Source organism: Pseudomonas putida, assembly GCF_030159595.1.
Classification (GTDB): Bacteria; Pseudomonadota; Gammaproteobacteria; order Pseudomonadales; family Pseudomonadaceae; genus Aquipseudomonas; species Aquipseudomonas putida_AC.
Window position 1 is genome coordinate 283,937 of record NZ_BSKJ01000001.1, and the last position, 20,462, is coordinate 304,398.

A 20,462-nucleotide genomic window follows, 5' to 3' on the forward strand; every position below is an offset into this window, starting at 1 on the left:
AAAGTCTGCTCTTCTGGCTATGAGATTAGCCGTTCTGTTTGGGTGTCGTCGAATTTCTACTCACAATCCTACTCACACTTTGCAGAGTGACCTTTCTCTCTTCAGCTACGAGGAGCGCCTAACGTCCTAGCTATCATCCCTCTAGCAGCAATCCCGAGAATTACCCCGCCTGATTAGATCTCAGGTCGAGCGGAGCCTCGTCAGCAGTCACAAGGTTTTGCGAAGAATTTTGCGGAACATCAAATGCAACTCTTAGAGCTCCTTCACCACAAAGCGCTTTCGCTAACGCATCCTGGACATCACGTTGCGACTGTGCGAAGTCAGGGTCTATCGGCAGGCCTGTCACATTCATACTCACGGCTTGCCGCCCGGACAATACCTCCAAAAGGAGTCTACGGGCTTGAAGCTGCTCCTCTTCGATATCTGTATGCCCTTTTGGCATATACGCACCATTTCTCAGAAGAACGCGATCGTACCGCAAGCCTAAATCACTGGCCATGGAGCTCAACAAGATGATGAAAAGTTCTCCTTGCCGGTCGTGCCAGCGCTCAGCATCACCAATCGCTGATGTTAAGTGATCGAGATAATCGCGCCATGCATCCAGAACGTCGGTCTCTGAGCGCCGCCGAGTACGGCTACCCCCGTTAAACGCAAGATCGATCATGTTCAGTGCCTGAACATGATCGGGTGACATTCGGGCCGCCCGTGTGGCCATCAGAGTCGAGAAGATGCGCATTTTCTGCTCCTTCAAGCCTCGTCGCCCTTCAAGATACTTCTGCGCCTGAACCGCCAATATTGGCCCAAGCAGTGTTGCTAGAATTGTACAGCCACCGATTATCACTACGTTGTCCATATCGCTCTTCCACTCCCGGTGATGATGGAAGCATTCTGCCATTTTGGTTTTGGTTGTGCCTCCTGCTCGAATTTTTCTGGTCACTTATCTGACGTCAAAAAATGGTTGATTTTTCCTGCGAAGCGCTGAGGTAGGCTTCACTGTAATCTGCACATTTTCACCAACGCACGGAGACACAAGGGATGGCACTGCAGAGCTTAATGAAGGACAAGGTTGATCTCCTCAAGCAGGACGGTACGAGGGTTTCGGGTCTACAGGCCAGCGTGCAGCAGGGGAAAATTTTCACCTTCGCAAAAGAGGTGATTGCACCGCAGGATCTACTCATCAGGACGACCTCGATCGGCGCTGAGGAAACCTATGAAGTCGTGGACCCTGTCTTCTACGAGCAACATGGCAGCATTGCCGCGCACTACCAAATTCGAGTCCGTAAACTTGGCATCCCTGAGGCCAAGCAGCACGTACAGAGCATCACCTACAACGTGTCTGGTGCAGGCGCTCGGGTTAACCATAACTCCGTCGACAACTCCGTCAACACGATTTTGATCGACTCGGAAGTGCAAGGTAATCTCGACACGATTAGAGAAGCGATCGAGAAGGCTGATCTTCCGCCTTCCGAGCGCGCCGAAGCTCTAGAGGTGGTGAAGGAGTTGAAGAATCAATTCGACTCCGGTAAGCCCAAAAAAACTATCGTCACTGCGCTACTGGGCGCTCTGCCGAGTATTGCGACGATTACCAAAGCGGTGAGCGCCCTAGCTGCTGCTGCTTGATTTCCGTTTCAGTGGGTGTCCTCAGATCTGAGGACACCCAACCTCTTACACCCAAATGGCGTTTTCTCAGCGGCCATCAGGTGTGGCGGACTTCTTCCTCTCGGAGATACCTTCGATGAAGCCGCATGATAAAAAAGCCCCGCTTAACGCGGGCCGATTTCTTTACTCAGAGCTCGCTTGGCACTGGCAACCAGAGGATCCATATAGGTGTCTATGAAAGGCACCACTGTTTCAGCCCCCTCATACCTGTCAACGGCTTCTTCCAAGTCGCGTACCGCTTTTCCGGAAGCCAGATACTCGATTGTGAAGTGAGTCTTATAGATAACCTCAACTTTAGTAGGCGTCAACTCGTAGCTAGCTCCCCCCTTGTTCACAAGGTTTCCGCCATAAGCAAACAAGCTTACAAAGCAAATATCACCAACAAGTACTGGGATTGCCGCAATGCATTCTGCGTCCGCCAAGTCCGTAGACCCATCAGCAAGCGTAAATCCAAGAATTACTTTGTTTAGAGTAGAAAAATCTTTCAGGAACTTGGCGCCATCGACCAGTATGTGTCCATTTCGTGCAAACCATTCAGGAACCACTTTTAAAGGGTTATGGTACTCATAGAAGCTCTTAACATAGTGTGCAGACTCAAGTATTTCCAGAGAGTTATCGAAATCTCCTTCGAAGCCCGCACCACTGAATTTTCCGTTGAGAGTTTTACCTTCAATCTCGATGCTAAAGTCCACGTCAGATGGACAAGTCATCATTTTAATCAGCTTGTAATTCTTAAATAGTTCAGAAATATCACATTCAATATCTTCTCTGGCGTGAAAGAAAATATTCATAGAATTGTCGCGCATAGACAAATCGATGGAAAATCGCTCGGACTTTAGCCTTACTATTCTAAACTTCGCTGGCACACATGCAATTGCGCCTCCCCGAAATATATCGAAGCCAAATTCAAGTGCGGTGCCGGTTTTTCGGTTTCGGAAAACAACTTTGGCAAAACCATCAGGCAGGATGTTGCCAAGGCTGACTATTGCAGTGTCACTCTGTAGTTCGGTCAATGGTTCAGAGATCCCGAATCGAGTGATAGTTCCCTCGACTGCTTTAACTTCCAGCGAATCGCTCTCGCCGAGCAACATTCGTACAAATTTGTCCGTATGCTCAGTGTCTACTTTGAAATTAATCTTGAAGCTATCAGGATCAAAGCCGCAAGACTTGATAAATTTTTGCTTCTTGATGACGTAGTCCGACTGTGATGGGCCGATGCATTTAAGTATTTCGGCTTTCAAACCTTCTCCATTTAGGGGTAGGATTTTTACGCCTTTCCTGAAATCCAGTGACATGGTCTTTTTGTTAAGATCAATCTTGCCCGGCTTCGCTGTTTCCCGTCTGATTCGCTCAAGGATTTTCGAGCAATGGGATTCGTCGATATGTAGGAGGTGAGCGGCCACAACTTGCTGACCGCCGGCCAGTTCTATCAGGATGTAAAATGTAGGCAGCGTAGATGTTGCCATCGCACGCAAGCTCGAAAGACGAATAGGTTCTGATTTTTTCTTTGTGTCAGTAGTCTTAACTTGAACCTTGCATTCAATGTTTGCTTCATGCAAACCCCCGGCATTGATGATGCTCGCGAGTTGCGGCATTTCGAAATGCAGGTCCCAGCCATGGCGATCGGGGTCTGATCGGTTCGCAGTGATACCCGAAAGCTCGCACCAATATTGGATTATGTGCTCACCACCAGGTCCGATATATCTGCCCATGCGGCTCCCTCCTGGCCGTGTTCATCAAGTACGCCAGCATATCCAGAAAAATCCTTCTCGGAGAAAAAACGAGGGAGGAAAATCAATTATCGCCCTCCCGCCGACGCGCTTTCCATCGCAAAAAAGTGCAAAGGCGTGGGTAGTTCAACGTAATGCCCGGCCCAGGCCCGCTGCGGGCTCTGGTAACAGACAGGCCATTGCACTGAGTGCAAGGTTTGGCAAAGGAATGCAAATCCATTGAACGAGGAATAGGCCACTCACTGAAGCGCTCGAAGGTCGGGTGCCTGGTTGCATCAGCGTTCGGCGCCGAATTGTGGGGCTCCCTCAAAACTGAGGACACCCCTACATAGCCCTAACTCGGGTATGTAAAGAGATCCTAGCTCACTTTAAGCCTTGTCCTGGGCCACGATCGAAGCCGAGATGATCGCTCCGCCCCAGCGACGATGGCCGATGCAGATCGGTACGGGTAAGCCGCTGGCAGTGGTGTTCTTGGCACTCCCAAAAGCGTAGCTCGGCAGGTTCTCAGGCGCCGCGCTTTGCGACAAGCCCTTAGCCTGTGGGCTGAGCATTTGAATCACGCCGCCAGCGACCAACGCAATACCAGGCCCGTAGGTGGCGCCTCCGGTAAACGGGCCTGCAATGATCAGGGCGATTCCGACGATCGTCTGCAGCAGGCCGGCACGTTTGCTGCCATGCACTACCGGTAGAAACCACAGCTCTCGAGCACCGCCCAGATCCAGCTCACCGTCGCCAATGTTCTTGCCGTTCTTGAAGACGGCGAAGCGCAGCCCACGACCCTCTGCTTCAGCCAGGTCGCGGGCGAAGCCAGGAAAGTTAGCATCCAGCGCTTTGGCGGCCTCTTTTGCGTCCCCGCGCTCCAGCAGGAAATGATGGTGCTTGCCGTATTTCTTGCCCAAGAAGCCGCCCAGGCGGATCTTGGTTTTAGGGGCGTAGTCGATCACTGTCGCGGCCATCACACGGCCTCCTGTGGCATAGCCAAGTGCACACCCAGGCGCCGAGCAAGCATCTCGCGGCACTGCAACGCCTCCATGCGAATGGAGGCCTCCCGGGCAGGATCAGGGTTCCAGTTCGGCGAATAGCTCGACATGGAGGCCCGAGCGCCGCGCATGGTGCCACGCAGCAAGTCTGCGGAAATCCGCGCCTCCTCCTCGGTGAAGAACACGCCATCAAGCTTGATCCTCTGGCCCGCCTGAACATGGTCGACTTCCCATAGCAGATAGCAGGGGCCGCCTTTGTCCAGGGTGAAGGTGGCCACGTCGCAGGCTCGGGCGAAACGCTCTTGAAAGGTGGATGGAGCTGGTTGAATGGTCATCAGCGGTAAGGCTCCAGGTGTTAACTCGTCGGTGTTAAAGCGTTAACTTATCGGTGTTAAAGGTGTTAACCCCATTAACATGGGTCGAGGGGGTAGGAATGGCCTCTAAGCCTCTAATCGCGTGGCTTGCAGCCCCATGCACGTTCGGCATGGTGTTAACCTCGTTTTAACTTTTTTTAACACGGGAAAAAATGTGTACGTGGGGTCGGAGGCGGTCTAGGTCAGCGGACCTTCCAGACTTTCGACCCGCCCCCCTCAGTAGGTCGGCGCGATGTACGGCGGCGCCGACCGGATCTGCTCCAGCGCTTCTGCTGCGCTCAGGCCGCTGGCCAACAGTCGATCAATCTCTTTGCTCAACCGCTCACGCTCCTCCATCTGGCGCAACAGGGCGCGGCTGTGGGCGATCTGGTTAAGGGCTCGTTGAACTGGCTTGGGTAGATGGGTATGGCTCATGGTCTTCTCCGGTGTGAATGAAAAGGCCCGCGAGTGCGGGCCAGTGCCGGATCACCCCACAAAGGAAAGAAGGGCTCCGACTGCTGCGGTTAGGGGCTACGTGGCACTCACAGCTAACCCACGCTTGCGCTTACGGAGTCAGCGTCACCAGGCGGGTGGCAGTAGGAGCGAACACCGCCAAGCCGGCGCGCAGCTCGGCCAGAATGGTCACCAGGTTGCGACGGAAGTTGTCACCGTCGTGGCGGCTGGCCTCGACAGTTACCTGCTGACGGTCCAGCAGCGCGGCGGTGGTGGTGTCGAGGATCAGCGCTTTGCCCTGCGGCATGCCGTTGGTGACGACAACAGGTGTACCCCACAGGCTGGGCGGCGCGGGATCGCGTGGCGTGCCGATCACATACTGGCCATCGCCGTCCTCGGCCCGCTCGCTTTCAATAGCGAACCAGTCACGCGGGTTCATCACGATAACGTTCGGATTCCAGCCTTCGGCCTTGAGGTCAGTGAGCGCGGCGCCGATGCGGTCAACTGGCTGGCCGGTGGTGATACCTGCGTCGGTGGCCTGGGCGTTGAAGCCGAGGATCTCGCCATCGCCGCCAGCGCCGGTAATCAGTTCAGCCTCCAGCTTCTGACGCACACCCACGCCCAGCAGCAGATCCACTTGGCCACTGAGCTGATCGTTGTCCTGCAGCACCTGCAGGCTTGCTGGAATCCAGGTGGCGATGGTGGCGATCTCAGCGCGCACGGGTTTACCCGCTACTTCACCCTCGGCCTTCTCGTCGCCTTCTTTCTTCTGGTAGGCCGCACCGTTCAGGTAACCATCGAGACGTACGAATTCGTAGGTGGCGCTGGTTACAGGGATGACTGGCAGAACGTCGAGCAAGGTGAGGCGCGGCTGTGGAATGCCACGGATGCCAGCACCGTCACGCTGTGGTGCGGTTGGATAGCTGGTGGAATCGGCACCGCCCTTGTTCGGGTTGGTGATCGCCGCGCGGATGCCCACCTCGCAATTGATTTGGCCGGTGGATTTCTGGCGGCCATTGCGCATTTCGCCCACGCCATCTGCTTCAAGAACGCTAGCGGTGACGACGTTGCGATCAGTGACGCCACCAGGGGCCGCGCTGCCGTGGCGACCAGAAGCGAGCTTCTGCTCAGTTTCGAGCAAACGGGCGCTGAGCTCGGCCTGCTTGGTGTTGAAGCCGTCTTTGAACTCGGTGATCTGCGCACCGATCTTGGTGATGGCTTGATTCAGCTGGGTCATGTCCTGCTGATAGGGATCTGGCATGGGGTTCTCCGGGGTGTGTAAACGATGCCGTCTACCCTATGCGCGCACGCACACCCCGGTCAGCGGTTAACTTCGACGTTCTCAGTCGGTATCCGTCGCAAAGCGCACTATGTCGGCTATTTTGTAGAACCGCCGATTGCCACGGCGCACGAATGGAAGCGGTGAACGACCCTCGGCTGCCAGGCGGCGCAGGTAGCTGGGGGCATATCCCAGCAGTTCTGCCGTGGCCGGCTCGGGCACCAGGCCCCCAATCAATGGCGTGATGCCGGCCTGGGTCAACCGCTGGGTAACGTCCTGCTCAACGTCGACCATGATTTACATGCTCCTCTGTGATGCATCCGGGTTTCCGCTAGAGGCCGCGTGGTCTGTGGCCTGTGTCGGATTCTGTGAAAATGCGTATCTCGGGTATGTCTCGCCTGTGAGTGCGCTCAACCCGAGCCCGTCTAAATGGTCGTGCCAGCGTTCCAGGGCCTGACGCTTGAGGGCTTCGGCGGTGGTGTGGATGTAGGTCGCGTCCATGTTGCGCAGGGCGTGGTTCACCAGCATCTCGCCCACCAGGTAATCCACGCCCAGGTCCATCCAGCAGGTGCGGGCGACCTTGCGCACGTCATGGCTAGTCCACTGGCGGTCGCTCAGTTCGGCAAACACCTGGCTCGCTGCCGTGGCTCCCAGTGGCCCGCGCCGGCTGGCCGGGAACAGGTAGGCACCTTGGTAGCTCTGGGCGGCCTGCTGGGCCTGATAGCGGCTCAGCAGTGCACAGGCCTGACGGGTGAGCGGCAGGGTGTGGTTCTGTTTGGTCTTGGTGTCGTCAGCGGGGATGAACCACTGGCCGGCCTGTAGATCGACGTTGCGCCACAGTGCGCTGCGCGTCTCGCCCAGGCGGGTACCGTGGCACAGCATCATCAGCGCCAGCAGGGCGTCACCGGGCCGCGCCTCGCTCCAGCCTGCCAGCTTGGCCAGCAGATCGGGCAAGTCTCGCTCCCGCAGCCGTGACGACTTCGGTTTGATCCGCACCCCGACGAAATCACCAAAGCGCAGCGAGCCCATGGGGTTCTGCTCGATCATCCCGAGCCGATGTGCCTTGCGCATGGCCACCGCCAGCACGTTGAACACCAGGCGCACGAACGACAGTGCATAGCGCTCTTGCAGTGGCCACATGAGCCGCTGATCGAGCGTGGCCTTGCTCACCTCGGCCAGTGGCAAGTCATGCAGCCGTGGCGCTAGGTGGCAGGTGATGGCCGACTTCGCGCCGGCCTTGCGCTTGGCCGACAAATTGCGGTCGCGCAGCATGCGATCCAGGTACCAGTCCAGCAGCTCACCGGTACGGCTCCAGGTGCTGGTCAGCGAGGTGGCCTCGGCGTCTGCGGCGCGGCGCCCCAGGATGGCCGGCAGCGCGGTCAGCATTGCCTTGGTAGTCAAGCTGGGGAAGTCGCCGGCCTTGCCCCATTTCCCCCTGACAACAACGTGCCAGGCACCCCGGGCACGGTCGACAGTGGAATAGCGGAATCGCAGCTCGGGGTAACGCGGGTCACGCAATTGGCGCACCGGCTGGCCGGCCTGCTTGCGAATCTCGGCGTCGGTGAAGGTGATGTGTTTGGTAGTCATGCTTGCTCCTCAAACCGAGGGGGTGTTGCACCGAACGGGGCCAGATAATCCGAATCAGACCAAATGAGCCGATTCGGATCTGGGCGCCACCGTGCAGAAAGCAACACACCGTGGCGTTTCCTACACAGTGGCGAACGTGGTCGGGCGATCCGGTACGGTGGGAAAATCCCGTGTTTTGCCAAAGCGGGAATTCCCGCCCACCTCGTCGAGCGCTCGCCGATTGCTCGTCTAGGTGTCCACTGAGCCTCGTCACGGCCCCACCTCCGCGCCTGGCCAGCGCACACGAACGTCAGCCAAGGCCTCGTCGCGGGTGATCGGCTCACTGATCATCGTGAATGGCCGGCACCCCGGCACCAGCACCGTCCAGTTGCAGCGGCGCTCCAGGCCGTCGTTCGCAGCCAGTTCTGCCAGCAGCGCCAGCCGGTTAGCTTTGACGTATTTGCGCACATCGTCGGTCAGCTTCGAGGCGGGGGAGATCCGCACCCGCATACCTTGCTTCTTTGCGGAAAATCCACGTTCCAGCAGGTAGTCGAGCGCGGCCATCAAAGGTCCTCCGCGTCATCATCCAGCGATGAAAACGACGCGCCACCCGGCAGCAGTTCTTTATGCTGATCCTCCCACTCGTGCCCATTTTCGTTACTCGTGCCCACTCCGGGGGATGGGCACGAGTGGGATTCTGAGGGCACGAGTGGTTGAAAGGGCGCGAATGAGCCACCCACTTGGGGTAATGACCAGAAGGACTTCACATCCTTTTTGTTGCCGGTTCTGGCAGTGACAACAGACAGCTTTTCCCTGGCCCGGCGAATCTGCTTTTCGGTGTAGCCATTACGCCTCATCAGGGCCTTTGCTTCATTACTTTCGAGGGGGTTGTCCTTTAAGATCCGATACAGACAGTCGCTGGGATCATCCAGGTCTTGTGCCTCCTCATCACTGGATGCCTCCGCTTCTCCCAGGATCTCCCGGGCGCTACCTTCGATGGCTGCGCCCCACACCACGCGAGTGGCTTCGATCCCATCTCCGATGTCGCATGGCTCGACGGTATAGGAGACACCTCCCTCGTCAGCGCCGATGTTCGACTTCGCTCGCGCCAGCACACGTTGGTCGGAGTCTTCCTGCTTGGCGGCTACCAGTACCGTGCGCGCCAGCGCCGAGAACGCTTGCGAGCCAATGACTCGATCAGCAGGCGACGAGCCAGCGCCACCCTTGGCGAAGTGGGAAATTCCCACCACGGCGCAAAGGTTCTGTTCGGCGAAGTCCACTACGCCTTGCAGCGCCCGACGGACGTCATTGGCCTTGTGCATGTCGCCCTTCACTGCGCTGACGATGGGGTCGAGCATCAGAAGCGACACACCGCCAATCTCGCTGGCCGTCTCACGCAAACGGACAATGTCGTTGGCTGGGTCGAATGGATCGGCGTCGCCTCTGGCGTTGGTGAGCCCCTGGATGATGTAGACCCGGCTCATGTCAGCGCCCGCAGCGGTTAAGCGGGGGATCAGCGTATCGGCTGGATCATCCTCACTCGACCAGATGAGTGCATTACCCGGCTCGCTACAGCGGCTGCCATCGGGCCAGCGTCCACCAGTGGTGATGGTGGCGATCAGACCGATCAGCAGCGTGGTCTTCCCGGTACCGCCAGCGCCGGCGAGGATGTGCAGCTTTCCTTTGGCCAGCCAGCCAGGCCACAGCCAGCGGATGGGAACGGCTTTGATTGTCGACGCCTTAACCGCATTGACGCGCCATAGGGGGGTTACGTTTTCACGATTGATGGGGCTAAGAGGCTCGGTCCATTCTTGTGCAAAGCGATCTGTAGTCATTTGACCCCCAGGCGCTGCTTGGCGAGGTTGAAGCGCACCAGGTCGTCATCTGCCAAGCTTCCTTGCTGCTGGAGTGATTGGCCGATCCGAAACACCATGCGCTCATGTTCAACTGCAGCCTTACTTGGCCCGCGTCGTGGTTGCTTGTCGCCGGGGAACAAGTCCCGCAACTCCAGACCAATTGCTGAGACAATCTCTTTAGTTGTGCAGCCGGCCCAGCACTTGAGCAAGAGGACGCCATCCGATGTTTCACTAATCGCCAAGCTCGGTTTTTTGTCATCGTGTGCAGGGCAGCAGGCTTTCCACTTATCGGCGCCAGCGGACTTAACTTTGTCTAACCGGTTGAGCAATTTATCCAGGCAAGCCGATCCCGTCGGCGCAAATGCACCGTTTTGGATTTTCATGATCATGCCCTCGGGAGTTTGGCTTGCAGGTGGTACTCGGCAGCTGCTTGTGTATCGACTAAGTTGCTGATGAGAGTACCCATGCTTTCAAGCATCCAGCCGACGCTAGTCACAGCTTGATCGCTCAAACCGGTTTCGCCATTCGAAGCAGTACACGCAAGCAAATTGCCTATGCCAGATATGCCGTGCGCCAGTGTGCAGGCGTATTCCTTCGTTGAGTCGGCAGTTTTCCGAAGCTCATCGACCGACATTTCTTTGATTGCTTCATGCTTGGGAAGAAGGCCGTTCCAATTGATCAAGCTCATTGGGCACCCCCGGATTTGATCTCCCCATGTGAGGCGCCTAGGTGACGGTGCTTCCAAAGGAAGTTACCGCTGAAGAAGATGATCTGTTCCAGATGCCGCGCAATGTCACACATTGGCCCTTCCTCATGGCTTGAGCACATCGGATAGAGCAGCGCGTAGAGCTTGTGGAACTCGTCTCGAGCGAAGTTCATCGAGCACATGTCGCGGGCATCGATCAATGCCTCTGGCAGAACTTCGCCTTCAAGGGGCGAGATACTTGGGAAGCAGTTCATTGCACACCCCCTTGGGCTTCGAGGGCGCGAGCTTGGTCCATGTGGTGGTTGTAGCGCTTCAAGCGGACGGACAAGGATGAGTTTGCGCGGAGAGCGCAGAGGGCCATCTTGCGGTGGGCAAGGGCGCGGATTTTGGACGGAATGAGGGTGGTCATCGGTTCAGCTCCTAACGTTGAGGAACTGCCACGGATCGTCGCCAAACGATTTAGGGTGGCAGCTGTGCGCAGGTTGGCGAACCGGGACGTTAGGCACCCGGCAGACCCGAAGGTCTCCCGCGCACAGCCGCCATAAACAGGATGTGCGGGCACAAAAAAAGCGCCTGCAATCATCAAGGGGGCGCTTGTGCGCCTAACAGTAATCGGGTCGCCAAACCCGGTCGCTGAATTTGCAGCGACTCGTGGACGATACAGCGAGTGCTGAATGGGTGCAAGTCCTACTCGTGCCCATTTTTTCCACTCGTGCCCATCCCTGTGCATGGGCACGAGTGAGAAATATGGGCACGAGTAAGGAGAAAGGGCATCAGTGGAGGCAGGGCGGGTCATCACGCCACCTCGCCACGGCTGGCTGCGATCTGCTCATCACACCAGGTGTGAATCTCGGCCTCGATCCACACGACGCACTTCGGGCCGAGCGTGACTTGCTTGGGGAAAGCGCCAGCCGCGATACGGCGGTAAATCTCGGTGCAGGACAGGCCGGTGATCGACTCTACGTCCTGGCGCTTGATGAAGCGGCGAGCGGGTGGGGTGATGTTGGTAGGGATAGCCATCGTCTGCGCCTCCTTGGGCGTGGTTGGATGGCTATGGATTTAATAGGTAACCAAACTAGTTTTCGATCCAAATTCCTACCATGAAAATGTTCCGGAATTTACTGGGAGTGAATTTATTCCGGATCTTTTGGTTAGCCAAAATCTTCCGCAGCAAAAGGCTTCAAGCCATCTATCAAGGTGCTTAGGTCTGAGGCTAGTGGCTTCACGGTTTTTCGCAGACGGTCTTCGCCGAACGTATCAGCGGAGATTGCATTTGCCATCACCCGGTCCGGGATGTGGTTGTCAGTCTCCAAAGACCACAAGTAAAGGTCTAGGTAAGGCAACAAACCGTAATCACCCCACCAGTCAAATGCTGGTTTTTTTGGGGTGCCTGCATCTTTCGGGGAATTGGTTCTTTCTGTTTTCAGCCACTCTTTGAATGATTTGAGAATGGCAGCGTCCGGTGCGTTAAGGTCAACGGTGATTGCTGGGCTATGCCACTTCTCGTTAATTTTCCTATCGATTTTTATCTCGACATGTGGCGTGCATGAGAAAAGATCGTATTTGTCTTCCCTGGACAGTAGCTCCGTCAATGTGAGGCTTTGACTTTCCTCGTCTGATTCTAAGTCGATCTCGTTTTCTGGATATGCAGACAGTTCCTCATTTTCAAGGTAATCCCATAGGGTTAGGCTTGAACTGTCCGCTTCTCCATCTTCAACCGAAAATTGATCAGATATTTTTTGGCGCAGCATGTCGTAAAGCGTGAGCGGCTTTATGGCTCGTTGATCAGCAAGGTCGTCATTGGAAATAGAGCGGCGTGCTGCATCCCAATAGAAGTTTCCAGGCAGGTAGCAATTGATGGGGTTGTCGCGAACTTGATTGAGAGCGTCCACCATGTCGAGAATGTACATAGCTTCCGTAGAGCCTGATTTTCTCAGCTCTCGAAGCTTTGGTATAACCGCTAAATAATCAAGTTTGAGCATGGGCAGCATTGGGAGCATGGTTGCTCGTAACTGAATGTGAAACAACCAGTCTTTCGCCGAAAACTCAGATGTCGCCTTGTAGTTGTTCAAGTCGAACCAGGTCGGTAAATCTTTTACGTTGTCAATCTTAGCCATGTCTGATGCCTTGTCTGAAGGTTAGGCTGATCGGCCTATGCAGATAACGTTTCCATTCGCGCACAGTGCGTCGATCGCGTCAGCCCATGCCTGCATCATCACGCGGCGTTGATCTAGGTAGTGTGCATGGTTGTAGGTGTCGCGGATCGAGTCTTGATCGCCATGGGCCAGTTGCCGCTCGATCCAGTCGCGGTTGTAGCCTCGGGTGTTCAGGCTGGTACTCAGCAGATGGCGGAAACCGTGGCCAGTCTGGCGCCCCTCGTAACCCATCGAGGAAAGTGCCTTGTTCACCGTGTTCTCGCTCATTGGCCTGGCGCGGTTGTTGCGCCCAGGGAAGGCGAGGGGGTAGGTGCCGGTCAGTTCATGCAGGGCACGCAGCAGGACCACGGCCTGGCGTGGGAGCGGGACGATGTGAGGGCGTCGTGCCTTCATTCGCGCTGCTGGGATAGTCCAGGTCGCTGACTCCAGGTCGAACTCGTCCCAGGGCGCCAGCCGCAGCTCACCGGGTCGCACTGCTGTCAGCAGTAACAGGCGAATGGCGATCTTGCTGGTGATATCACACTGGGCCGCGTCCAGTATCTCCAGCAGCTCGGGCAGTTCGCCTTCTGATACGTGCGGATGGTGGCGAGTGCGCGGGGCGTGCGCGGCTACCACGTCCAGATCGGTGGCGGGGTTGCCGGGTACCACGCCCTTGGCCAAGCCGAAACGGAATATCTGGCTCAGCCACTGGCGAACCTTGCGGGCGACGTTGAATGCCTCGCGCCGCTCGATCTTGCGCACCAGGTCAACCAGCTCAGGGCGTTGCACCTCGGCAGCGGGCCGTTTGCCAATCACCGGGAATATGTCCGACTCCAGATACTGCTTCGCCTTCGATGCGGTGGCTGGCGCCCATCGTGGCTGGTTGTAGTCGTACCATTCCCGCGCTAGCACTTCGAGCGTCAGGACCTGGGCAGCAGCAGCGGCCTTTTCCTGCTGTTTATGTGCGCTTGGGTCTATGTCCTGTGCCAGCAACTTTCGCGCGGCATCTCGGCGCTCGCGTGCCTGGGCAAGTGTGACGGCGGGGTAGGCGCCCAGGCCCAGCATCTTGGCCTTGCCCTCGAATCGGTAGCGAAGGCGCCAGAGCTTCCCGCCAGCGGTCGTCACCTCGAGGCAAAGGCCCTGGGCGTCAGCGAGGCGATAGAGCTTGTCGCGGGGTTTGGCGGTGCGGATGGCGGTATCGGTGAGCGCCACGGCTATTCCCTTGCAGTGCCGAACCGCGCTGGATTGCGGTCGGTGTGTGAGTAGGATTCTGGACCGAACTCGTCCTACTCACAAATCTACTCACATACTTTGGGGCTTACAAGGGAATCACTGGGAACGATAGGCACAAAAAAACCGGCTCAGTGGCCGGTTTCTCTGGTGTTCCGGGTCTGGTAGGGACCGCTTGGAACTATATGATGGTGCCCCGAGGGAGACTCGAACTCCCACTCCTTTCGAAAACGGATTTTGAATCCGCCGCGTCTACCAATTCCGCCATCAGGGCGTGTGGCGCGCAGTATAGAGAGGTGCCGCTAGTCGGTCAATCGGCTTTCATGGTGAATTTTCACGCATTGGGCTAAACTTCCCGGCCCTGCCGAACCGAACATCATCATGCGCGTCGCCGATTTCTCCTTCGAACTCCCTGATTCCCTGATCGCCCGCCACCCGCTGGCCGAGCGCCATGGCAGCCGTCTGCTGGTGCTCGATGGGCCGACCGGCGCGCTTTCGCACCGGCAATTCCCCGACTTGCTCGACTACCTGCGCCCAGGCGACCTGATGGTGTTCAACAACACCCGGGTGATCCCGGCGCGGTTGTTTGGCCAGAAAGCTTCCGGCGGCAAGCTGGAAGTGCTGGTCGAGCGCGTGCTCGACAGCCACCAGGTGCTGGCCCATGTGCGCGCGAGCAAGGCGCCCAAAGTCGGTGCGGTCATCCTCATCGATGGGGGTGGCGAGGCCGAAATGGTCGCGCGCCACGACACGCTGTTCGAGCTGCGCTTCACCGAAGAGGTGCTGCCACTGCTCGACCGCGTTGGCCATATGCCGCTACCGCCCTATATCGACCGCCCTGACGAGGGCGCCGACCGAGAGCGCTACCAGACCGTGTATGCCCAGCGTGCCGGTGCGGTAGCGGCGCCCACTGCGGGCCTGCATTTCGACGAGGCGCTGCTCGAAAAGATCGCCGCCAAGGGCGTGGAACGGGCATTCGTGACCCTGCATGTGGGGGCGGGCACCTTTCAGCCGGTGCGGGTCGACAAGATCGAAGACCACCACATGCATAAAGAGTGGCTCGAAGTGGGCCAGGATGTGGTCGATGCCATCGAGGCTTGCCGTGCGCGTGGCGGCCGGGTGATCGCAGTGGGTACCACCAGCGTGCGTTCGCTGGAAAGCGCGGCGCGCGATGGTGTGCTCAAGGCCTTTAGCGGTGACACCGACATCTTCATCTACCCAGGCCGGCCGTTCCATGTGGTCGACGCCCTGGTGACCAATTTCCACCTGCCGGAGTCCACGCTGCTGATGCTGGTCTCGGCCTTCGCCGGCTACCCCGAGACCATGGCTGCCTACGCGGCAGCGGTCGAGCAGGGGTACCGCTTCTTCAGTTACGGTGATGCCATGTTCATCACCCGCAATCCGGCGCCACGCGGGCCCGAGGATCAAGCATGAGTCGCACCTGTCGAATGTCCTTCGAACTGCTGGCCACCGACGGCAAGGCCCGTCGTGGCCGCATCACCTTCCCACGCGGCACCGTGGAAACCCCGGCGTTCATGCCGGTGGGCACCTATGGCACGGTCAAGGGCATGCTGCCGCGCGACATCGAAGCCATTGGCGCGGAGATGATTCTGGGCAACACCTTCCACCTGTGGCTGCGCCCGGGCACCGAGGTGATCAAGAAGCACAACGGCCTGCACGACTTCATGCAGTGGAAAGGCCCGATCCTCACCGACTCCGGTGGCTTCCAGGTGTTCAGCCTGGGCGCCATGCGCAAGATCAAGGAAGAGGGCGTGACCTTCGCCTCGCCAGTCGATGGCTCGAAAGTGTTCATGGGGCCGGAAGAGTCGATGCAGGTGCAGCGTGACCTGGGCTCGGACGTGGTGATGATCTTCGACGAGTGCACCCCGTACCCGGCCGAACATGATGTAGCGCGCACCTCCATGGAACTGTCGCTGCGCTGGGCCCAGCGCTCGAAGAACGCCCATGCCGACAACACCGCGGCGCTGTTCGGTATCGTTCAGGGCGGCATGTACCAGGACCTGCGCATGCGCTCGCTGGAAGGCCTGGAAAACATCGGCTTCGACGGCCTGGCCATCGGCGGCCTGTCGGTGGGCGAACCCAAGCACGAAATGATCAAGGTGCTGGATTACCTGCCCGCCATGATGCCTGCTGACAAACCTCGTTACCTTATGGGGGTAGGCAAACCGGAAGATCTCGTTGAGGGTGTGCGCCGCGGCGTCGACATGTTCGACTGCGTGATGCCGACGCGTAATGCGCGCAACGGCCATCTGTTCGTCGATACAGGGGTGATCAAGATCCGCAACGCGTTCCATCGCCACGATGAATCGCCGCTGGATCCGACCTGTGACTGCTACACCTGCACCAACTTCTCCCGCGCCTATCTGCATCATCTGGACAAGTGCGGCGAAATGCTGAGCAGCATGCTGAATACCATCCACAACTTGCGCCATTACCAGCGCTTGATGGCCGGTTTACGCGAGGCTATTCAACAGGGTAAATTGGCCGCCTTTGTCGACGCCTTCTACGCCAAGCGCGGGCTTCCTGTACCGCCCTTGGACTGACTGTCCGCATCCATTATTAGAAAATTACATTAGGAGTGCCCAATGAGCTTCTTGATCCCCGCCGCATACGCGGACGCTGCAGCACCTGCCGCTGGCCCAGCCGGTACCGGCTTCGAGTGGATTTTCCTGGTCGGTTTCCTGGTCATCTTCTACCTGATGATCTGGCGCCCGCAGGCCAAACGTGCCAAAGAGCAGAAGAACCTGCTGGGCAACTTGCAGAAAGGTGACGAAGTTGTCACCAACGGCGGCATCGCCGGCAAGATCGTCAAGGTTTCCGATGACTTCGTGGTGCTGGAAGTTTCCGACACTGTCGAGCTGAAGTTCCAGAAGGGCGCCATCGCGGCCACCCTGCCAAAAGGTACGCTCAAGGCTATCTGAGTTACCGGTTTTATTTTCCAGTCGGGGCGCGCAACGCGCCCCGCGTCTTGAACGGGCGGCGTGATGCTGAACAAATACCCTCTGTGGAAATATGCACTGATCGTGCTGGTACTGGTGGTCGGTTTCATTTATTCCGCTCCCAACCTCTACCCGGATGACCCGGCGGTGCAGATCAGCGGTGCCAGTTCGGCGCTGCAGGTGAACCAGGCGGACCTCGATCGCGTCAGCAAGGCGCTGGTCGATGCCAAGATCACCGTCAAGGGCGCGAGCCTGGGTGAGAAGGGCAGCGGGCTGATCCGCCTGACCAACCAGGAAGACCAGCTGCCAGCCAAGGATGTAGTGCGCAAGGCGCTGGGCGATGATTACGTCGTGGCCCTGAACCTGGCCCAGACTACCCCGCAATGGCTGCGCAACCTGGGTGCAAGCCCGATGAAGCTGGGTCTGGACCTGTCCGGTGGTGTGCACTTCCTGCTGGAAGTGGACATGGACAAGGCCATGACAGCCCGCATGAAAGTCTACGAAGGCGAGGTCAAGACCTTGCTGCGCAAAGAGCGCGTCCGCTACCGCAGCCTGCCTCAGCAGGATGGCGGCATCATGCTGGGCTTCGCTGATGATGCTACCCGCGAACAGGCACGTGCCCTGATCCGCAAGAATTTCAATGATTTCGACCTGACCACCACCGAGCGCAACGAGCTTGCGGTGCTGCGTCTGGCGCTGACTCAGGCAAAAGTTGCCGAGATCCGCGAATACTCGATCAAGCAGAACCTCACCACCGTGCGCAACCGCGTGAACGAGCTGGGCGTGGCCGAGCCGCTGGTACAGCGCCAGGGCGCCAACCGCATCGTGGTCGAGCTGCCAGGCGTGCAGGACACTGCCGAAGCCAAGCGTATCCTCGGCAAAACGGCCAACCTGGAGTTCCGCTTCGGTGCCGAGCCGGGCGCGTCCAAAGCCACTACCGAGGTGTTCGAGTTCCGCGAAGGCGGCCGCTCCGCCCCTGTCGAGCGCGGCCTGATCATCACCGGTGACCAGGTGACCGATGCCCAGGCCAGCTTCGACGAACACGGCCGCCCACAAGTGAACATCCGCCTGGATGGTCACGGTGGCGAACTGATGAGCCGCGCGACCCGCAGCAACGTTGGCCGTAGCATGGCGGTGATCTTCATCGAGCAGAAGCCGGTCACCCGCTACGTCAAGCAGACCGTCGACGGCGTCGAGAAGGACGTTGCCGTACAAAGCTTCGTGGAAGAGAAGAAAATCATCAGCCTGGCGACCATCCAGTCGCCGCTGGGCAGCCAGTTCCGCATCACCGGCCTGAACGGCCAGGGTGAATCGTCCGAACTGGCCCTGCTGCTGCGTGCCGGTGGTCTGGCCGCGCCGATGTACTTCGCTGAAGAACGTACCATTGGCCCAAGCCTGGGTGCTGACAACATCACCAAGGGCATCGATGCGTCGCTGTGGGGCATGCTGTTCGTCTCGCTGTTCATCATCGCCATCTACCGTGGCTTCGGCGTGATCGCCACCATCGCCCTGGCGGGCAACATGGTGCTGCTGCTGGCGCTGATGTCGCTGCTGGGTGCCACCCTGACCCTGCCGGGTATTGCCGGTATCGTGTTGACCATGGGTATGGCGGTGGACGCCAACGTGCTGATCTTCTCGCGGATCCGCGAAGAGCTGAAAGCCGGCATGTCGGTACAGCGCGCCATCCACGAAGGCTTCAACCGCGCCTACACCGCGATCATCGACGCCAACCTGACCAGCCTGCTGGTCGGCGGCATCCTGTTCGCCATGGGTACCGGCCCGGTCAAAGGCTTTGCGGTTACCATGTCCCTCGGGATTTTCACCTCGATGTTCACCGCCGTCATGGTGACCCGCGCAATGGTCAACCTGACCTGCGGCGGGCGTGACATCAAGAAGCTGTGGGTTTGAGGGAGCTGCGATGAAAACCATCAACTTCATGGGCGTGCGCAATGTCGCGTTCGCCATTACCGTGCTCCTCACCGTGCTGGCGCTGTTCAGCTGGTGGCAGAAAGGCCTGAACTTTGGTCTGGACTTCACTGGCGGTACGCTGATCGAGCTGACCTACGAGCGCCCGGCCGACCTCAAGGCGGTGCGTGCCGAGTTGGTCGAATCCGGCTTCCACGAGGCCGTGGTGCAGAGCTTCGGCGCTACCACCGACCTGCTGGTGCGTATGCCGGGCGATGACCCGCAACTGGGTAACAAGGTAGCCGCTGCCCTGCAGAAGGCTGGCGGTGACAACCCGGCCACGCTCAAGCGTGTCGAGTTCGTTGGCCCGCAGGTAGGTGAAGAGCTGCGCGACCAGGGCGGTATGGGCATGCTCCTGGCCTTGGGTGGCATCCTTATCTACCTGGCCTTCCGCTTCCAGTGGAAGTTCGCCGTGGGTGCGATCATCTCGCTGATCCACGACGTGGTGGTCACCCTGGGTATCCTGTCGTTCTTCCAGATCACCTTCGACCTGACGGTGCTGGCGGCGGTGCTGGCGATCATCGGTTACTCACTGAACGACACCATCGTCGTGTTCGACCGGGTTCGTGAGAACTTCCGCGTCATGCGCAAGGCCTCGCTGATCGAGAACATCAACGTTTCGACCACTCAGACTCTGCTGCGTACCATCGCCACGTCGGTTTCGACCTTGCTGGCCATTGCTGCGCTGCTGTTCTTTGGTGGCGACAACCTGTTCGGCTTCTCGCTGGCGCTGTTCATCGGTGTCATGGCCGGTACCTACTCGTCGATCTATATCGCCAACGTGGTGCTGATCTGGCTGAATCTGAACAGCGAAGACCTGATCCCGCCGGTCAAGGCCGAGGGTGTGGACGAGCGTCCGTAAGGTCCAGCTCCACGCCGTTTGGCGGCCCGAAAGGCGCGAGTATTGAACTCGCGCCTTTTTTTTTGCTCCAAGGCTGGGAGAAGCGGGTGGGACCCGCAAGTATGATCAGGAGGTTCATGTGAACAAATCAATGCTGGTGGGTGCGGTACTGGGTGCTGTCGGTGTAACTGCCGGAGGTGCTGTGGCGACCTACAGCTTGGTCAACAAGGGGCCTGAGTATGCGCAGGTCACCGACGTGCAACCGATCAAACAACAGGTAAAAACCCCGCGTGAAGTCTGCAAGGACGTTGCCGTGACGCGTCAGGCGCCGGTCAAGGACCAGCACCAGATTGCCGGTACCGTGGTGGGTGCCATTGCCGGTGGCCTGCTGGGTAACCAGATTGGCGGCGGCACCGGCAAGAAGATCGCCACCGTGGCCGGTGCGGTCGGTGGCGGTTATGCCGGTAACAAGGTGCAGGAAGGCATGCAGGAGCGTGACACCTACACCACCACGCAAACCCGCTGCAACACGGTAAACGACATCAGTGAAAAGGTGGTGGGCTACAACGTGACCTATTCCATTGGCGATCAGGTCGGCAAGGTGAAGATGGACCGTGAGCCCGGGTCGACCATCCCGCTGGACAAGAATGGCAAGCTGATCCTGAGTGAAGCTGGCCAGTGATTGATGTTGCCTGAACTGGCCTTTTCGCGGGTAAACCCGCTCTCACAGATGTAATGCGATCCCTGTGGGA

At 58.3% G+C, this 20,462-nt stretch carries 23 protein-coding genes and 1 tRNA gene; 7 read left to right on the top strand and 17 right to left on the bottom strand.

The window, feature by feature from the left end; genetic code table 11:
- Window positions 1-160 precede the first annotated feature (160 nt).
- Window positions 161-853: a DUF6680 family protein gene (locus tag QQL85_RS01235; RefSeq protein WP_284354847.1), complete on the bottom strand. Its 693-nt coding sequence runs from the start codon at window positions 851-853 to the stop codon at window positions 161-163.
- A gap of 182 nt (window positions 854-1,035) precedes the next feature.
- Between QQL85_RS01235 and QQL85_RS01240 the strand changes: the two genes are divergently transcribed.
- Window positions 1,036-1,620, top strand: coding sequence for a hypothetical protein (locus tag QQL85_RS01240; RefSeq protein ID WP_284354848.1), 585 nt, complete (start codon window positions 1,036-1,038; stop codon window positions 1,618-1,620).
- Between the two features lie 143 nt (window positions 1,621-1,763).
- Here QQL85_RS01240 and QQL85_RS01245 read toward each other — a convergent pair whose 3' ends face one another.
- The 16 genes from QQL85_RS01245 to QQL85_RS01320 form a co-directional block, all read right to left on the bottom strand.
- Window positions 1,764-3,371, bottom strand: coding sequence for a hypothetical protein (locus QQL85_RS01245; RefSeq protein ID WP_284354849.1), 1,608 nt, complete (start codon window positions 3,369-3,371; stop codon window positions 1,764-1,766).
- A gap of 386 nt (window positions 3,372-3,757) precedes the next feature.
- The gene (locus QQL85_RS01250) at window positions 3,758-4,345 is read right to left on the bottom strand and encodes a tail assembly protein (protein WP_284354850.1); all 588 of its coding nucleotides are present in this window, start codon (window positions 4,343-4,345) and stop codon (window positions 3,758-3,760) included.
- Window positions 4,345-4,704: a hypothetical protein gene (locus QQL85_RS01255; protein WP_284354851.1), complete on the bottom strand. Its 360-nt coding sequence runs from the start codon at window positions 4,702-4,704 to the stop codon at window positions 4,345-4,347. The genes QQL85_RS01250 and QQL85_RS01255 overlap by 1 nt, the downstream gene beginning before the upstream one ends.
- Window positions 4,705-4,959: 255 nt before the next feature.
- Complete coding sequence (locus tag QQL85_RS01260; RefSeq protein WP_033698165.1) at window positions 4,960-5,157, bottom strand: hypothetical protein; 198 nt, start codon at window positions 5,155-5,157, stop codon at window positions 4,960-4,962.
- Between the two features lie 130 nt (window positions 5,158-5,287).
- The gene (locus QQL85_RS01265) at window positions 5,288-6,436 is read right to left on the bottom strand and encodes a phage major capsid protein (protein ID WP_284354852.1); all 1,149 of its coding nucleotides are present in this window, start codon (window positions 6,434-6,436) and stop codon (window positions 5,288-5,290) included.
- Between the two features lie 81 nt (window positions 6,437-6,517).
- The gene (locus QQL85_RS01270; RefSeq protein ID WP_284354853.1) at window positions 6,518-6,748 is read right to left on the bottom strand and encodes a DNA-binding protein; all 231 of its coding nucleotides are present in this window, start codon (window positions 6,746-6,748) and stop codon (window positions 6,518-6,520) included.
- A gap of 3 nt (window positions 6,749-6,751) precedes the next feature.
- The gene (locus QQL85_RS01275) at window positions 6,752-8,041 is read right to left on the bottom strand and encodes a tyrosine-type recombinase/integrase (RefSeq protein ID WP_284354854.1); all 1,290 of its coding nucleotides are present in this window, start codon (window positions 8,039-8,041) and stop codon (window positions 6,752-6,754) included.
- Window positions 8,042-8,290: 249 nt separating this feature from the next.
- Window positions 8,291-8,584 carry a hypothetical protein gene (locus QQL85_RS01280; RefSeq protein WP_047594653.1) on the bottom strand — a complete coding sequence of 98 codons (294 nt, stop codon included), beginning with the start codon at window positions 8,582-8,584 and terminating at the stop codon, window positions 8,291-8,293.
- Complete coding sequence (locus tag QQL85_RS01285; RefSeq protein ID WP_284354855.1) at window positions 8,584-9,855, bottom strand: AAA family ATPase; 1,272 nt, start codon at window positions 9,853-9,855, stop codon at window positions 8,584-8,586. Before QQL85_RS01285 ends, QQL85_RS01280 begins: the two co-directional genes overlap by 1 nt.
- A complete protein-coding gene (locus tag QQL85_RS01290; protein WP_241804169.1) occupies window positions 9,852-10,259 on the bottom strand; it encodes a virulence-associated protein E in 408 nt (135 codons plus the stop codon). The genes QQL85_RS01285 and QQL85_RS01290 overlap by 4 nt, the downstream gene beginning before the upstream one ends.
- A gap of 2 nt (window positions 10,260-10,261) precedes the next feature.
- Window positions 10,262-10,564 carry a hypothetical protein gene (locus tag QQL85_RS01295; protein WP_284354856.1) on the bottom strand — a complete coding sequence of 101 codons (303 nt, stop codon included), beginning with the start codon at window positions 10,562-10,564 and terminating at the stop codon, window positions 10,262-10,264.
- Window positions 10,561-10,836, bottom strand: coding sequence for a hypothetical protein (locus QQL85_RS01300; protein WP_284354857.1), 276 nt, complete (start codon window positions 10,834-10,836; stop codon window positions 10,561-10,563). Before QQL85_RS01300 ends, QQL85_RS01295 begins: the two co-directional genes overlap by 4 nt.
- A gap of 541 nt (window positions 10,837-11,377) precedes the next feature.
- Window positions 11,378-11,602, bottom strand: coding sequence for a helix-turn-helix transcriptional regulator (locus QQL85_RS01305; RefSeq protein ID WP_182139103.1), 225 nt, complete (start codon window positions 11,600-11,602; stop codon window positions 11,378-11,380).
- 131 nt (window positions 11,603-11,733) lie between these two features.
- Complete coding sequence (locus QQL85_RS01310; RefSeq protein WP_284354858.1) at window positions 11,734-12,699, bottom strand: DUF6387 family protein; 966 nt, start codon at window positions 12,697-12,699, stop codon at window positions 11,734-11,736.
- A 21-nt stretch (window positions 12,700-12,720) separates the two neighbouring features.
- Window positions 12,721-13,929: a tyrosine-type recombinase/integrase gene (locus tag QQL85_RS01315; RefSeq protein WP_284354859.1), complete on the bottom strand. Its 1,209-nt coding sequence runs from the start codon at window positions 13,927-13,929 to the stop codon at window positions 12,721-12,723.
- Between the two features lie 207 nt (window positions 13,930-14,136).
- Window positions 14,137-14,221, bottom strand: a tRNA-Leu gene (locus tag QQL85_RS01320).
- A gap of 107 nt (window positions 14,222-14,328) precedes the next feature.
- On the opposite strand from QQL85_RS01320, the gene queA reads away from it, so the two are divergent.
- The 6 genes from queA (at window position 14,329) to QQL85_RS01350 (ending at window position 20,392) form a co-directional block, all read left to right on the top strand.
- On the top strand, window positions 14,329-15,378 hold the full coding sequence (gene queA, locus QQL85_RS01325) for a tRNA preQ1(34) S-adenosylmethionine ribosyltransferase-isomerase QueA (RefSeq protein ID WP_284354860.1): 1,050 nt from the start codon (window positions 14,329-14,331) through the stop codon (window positions 15,376-15,378).
- 14 nt (window positions 15,379-15,392) lie between these two features.
- Window positions 15,393-16,508, top strand: coding sequence for a tRNA guanosine(34) transglycosylase Tgt (gene tgt, locus QQL85_RS01330; RefSeq protein ID WP_284355083.1), 1,116 nt, complete (start codon window positions 15,393-15,395; stop codon window positions 16,506-16,508).
- Window positions 16,509-16,550: 42 nt separating this feature from the next.
- The gene (gene yajC, locus QQL85_RS01335) at window positions 16,551-16,886 is read left to right on the top strand and encodes a preprotein translocase subunit YajC (RefSeq protein ID WP_056795769.1); all 336 of its coding nucleotides are present in this window, start codon (window positions 16,551-16,553) and stop codon (window positions 16,884-16,886) included.
- A 63-nt stretch (window positions 16,887-16,949) separates the two neighbouring features.
- Window positions 16,950-18,812, top strand: coding sequence for a protein translocase subunit SecD (secD, locus tag QQL85_RS01340; protein ID WP_284354861.1), 1,863 nt, complete (start codon window positions 16,950-16,952; stop codon window positions 18,810-18,812).
- 10 nt (window positions 18,813-18,822) lie between these two features.
- A complete protein-coding gene (gene secF, locus QQL85_RS01345; protein ID WP_284354862.1) occupies window positions 18,823-19,731 on the top strand; it encodes a protein translocase subunit SecF in 909 nt (302 codons plus the stop codon).
- A 118-nt stretch (window positions 19,732-19,849) separates the two neighbouring features.
- On the top strand, window positions 19,850-20,392 hold the full coding sequence (locus tag QQL85_RS01350; protein WP_041166378.1) for a glycine zipper 2TM domain-containing protein: 543 nt from the start codon (window positions 19,850-19,852) through the stop codon (window positions 20,390-20,392).
- Window positions 20,393-20,462 lie beyond the last annotated feature (70 nt).

What these genes read in the sequence shown, in the direction of transcription:
- QQL85_RS01235 (WP_284354847.1), bottom strand. Translation starts at nt 853, where the DNA reads ATGGACAACGTAGTGATAATCGGTGGCTGTACAATTCTAGCAACACTG.
- QQL85_RS01240 (WP_284354848.1), top strand. Translation starts at nt 1,036, where the DNA reads ATGGCACTGCAGAGCTTAATGAAGGACAAGGTTGATCTCCTCAAGCAG.
- QQL85_RS01245 (WP_284354849.1), bottom strand. Translation starts at nt 3,371, where the DNA reads ATGGGCAGATATATCGGACCTGGTGGTGAGCACATAATCCAATATTGG.
- QQL85_RS01250 (WP_284354850.1), bottom strand. Translation starts at nt 4,345, where the DNA reads ATGGCCGCGACAGTGATCGACTACGCCCCTAAAACCAAGATCCGCCTG.
- QQL85_RS01255 (WP_284354851.1), bottom strand. Translation starts at nt 4,704, where the DNA reads ATGACCATTCAACCAGCTCCATCCACCTTTCAAGAGCGTTTCGCCCGA.
- QQL85_RS01260 (WP_033698165.1), bottom strand. Translation starts at nt 5,157, where the DNA reads ATGAGCCATACCCATCTACCCAAGCCAGTTCAACGAGCCCTTAACCAG.
- QQL85_RS01265 (WP_284354852.1), bottom strand. Translation starts at nt 6,436, where the DNA reads ATGCCAGATCCCTATCAGCAGGACATGACCCAGCTGAATCAAGCCATC.
- QQL85_RS01270 (WP_284354853.1), bottom strand. Translation starts at nt 6,748, where the DNA reads ATGGTCGACGTTGAGCAGGACGTTACCCAGCGGTTGACCCAGGCCGGC.
- QQL85_RS01275 (WP_284354854.1), bottom strand. Translation starts at nt 8,041, where the DNA reads ATGACTACCAAACACATCACCTTCACCGACGCCGAGATTCGCAAGCAG.
- QQL85_RS01280 (WP_047594653.1), bottom strand. Translation starts at nt 8,584, where the DNA reads ATGGCCGCGCTCGACTACCTGCTGGAACGTGGATTTTCCGCAAAGAAG.
- QQL85_RS01285 (WP_284354855.1), bottom strand. Translation starts at nt 9,855, where the DNA reads ATGACTACAGATCGCTTTGCACAAGAATGGACCGAGCCTCTTAGCCCC.
- QQL85_RS01290 (WP_241804169.1), bottom strand. Translation starts at nt 10,259, where the DNA reads ATGAAAATCCAAAACGGTGCATTTGCGCCGACGGGATCGGCTTGCCTG.
- QQL85_RS01295 (WP_284354856.1), bottom strand. Translation starts at nt 10,564, where the DNA reads ATGAGCTTGATCAATTGGAACGGCCTTCTTCCCAAGCATGAAGCAATC.
- QQL85_RS01300 (WP_284354857.1), bottom strand. Translation starts at nt 10,836, where the DNA reads ATGAACTGCTTCCCAAGTATCTCGCCCCTTGAAGGCGAAGTTCTGCCA.
- QQL85_RS01305 (WP_182139103.1), bottom strand. Translation starts at nt 11,602, where the DNA reads ATGGCTATCCCTACCAACATCACCCCACCCGCTCGCCGCTTCATCAAG.
- QQL85_RS01310 (WP_284354858.1), bottom strand. Translation starts at nt 12,699, where the DNA reads ATGGCTAAGATTGACAACGTAAAAGATTTACCGACCTGGTTCGACTTG.
- queA (WP_284354860.1), top strand. Translation starts at nt 14,329, where the DNA reads ATGCGCGTCGCCGATTTCTCCTTCGAACTCCCTGATTCCCTGATCGCC.
- tgt (WP_284355083.1), top strand. Translation starts at nt 15,393, where the DNA reads ATGTCCTTCGAACTGCTGGCCACCGACGGCAAGGCCCGTCGTGGCCGC.
- yajC (WP_056795769.1), top strand. Translation starts at nt 16,551, where the DNA reads ATGAGCTTCTTGATCCCCGCCGCATACGCGGACGCTGCAGCACCTGCC.
- secD (WP_284354861.1), top strand. Translation starts at nt 16,950, where the DNA reads ATGCTGAACAAATACCCTCTGTGGAAATATGCACTGATCGTGCTGGTA.
- secF (WP_284354862.1), top strand. Translation starts at nt 18,823, where the DNA reads ATGAAAACCATCAACTTCATGGGCGTGCGCAATGTCGCGTTCGCCATT.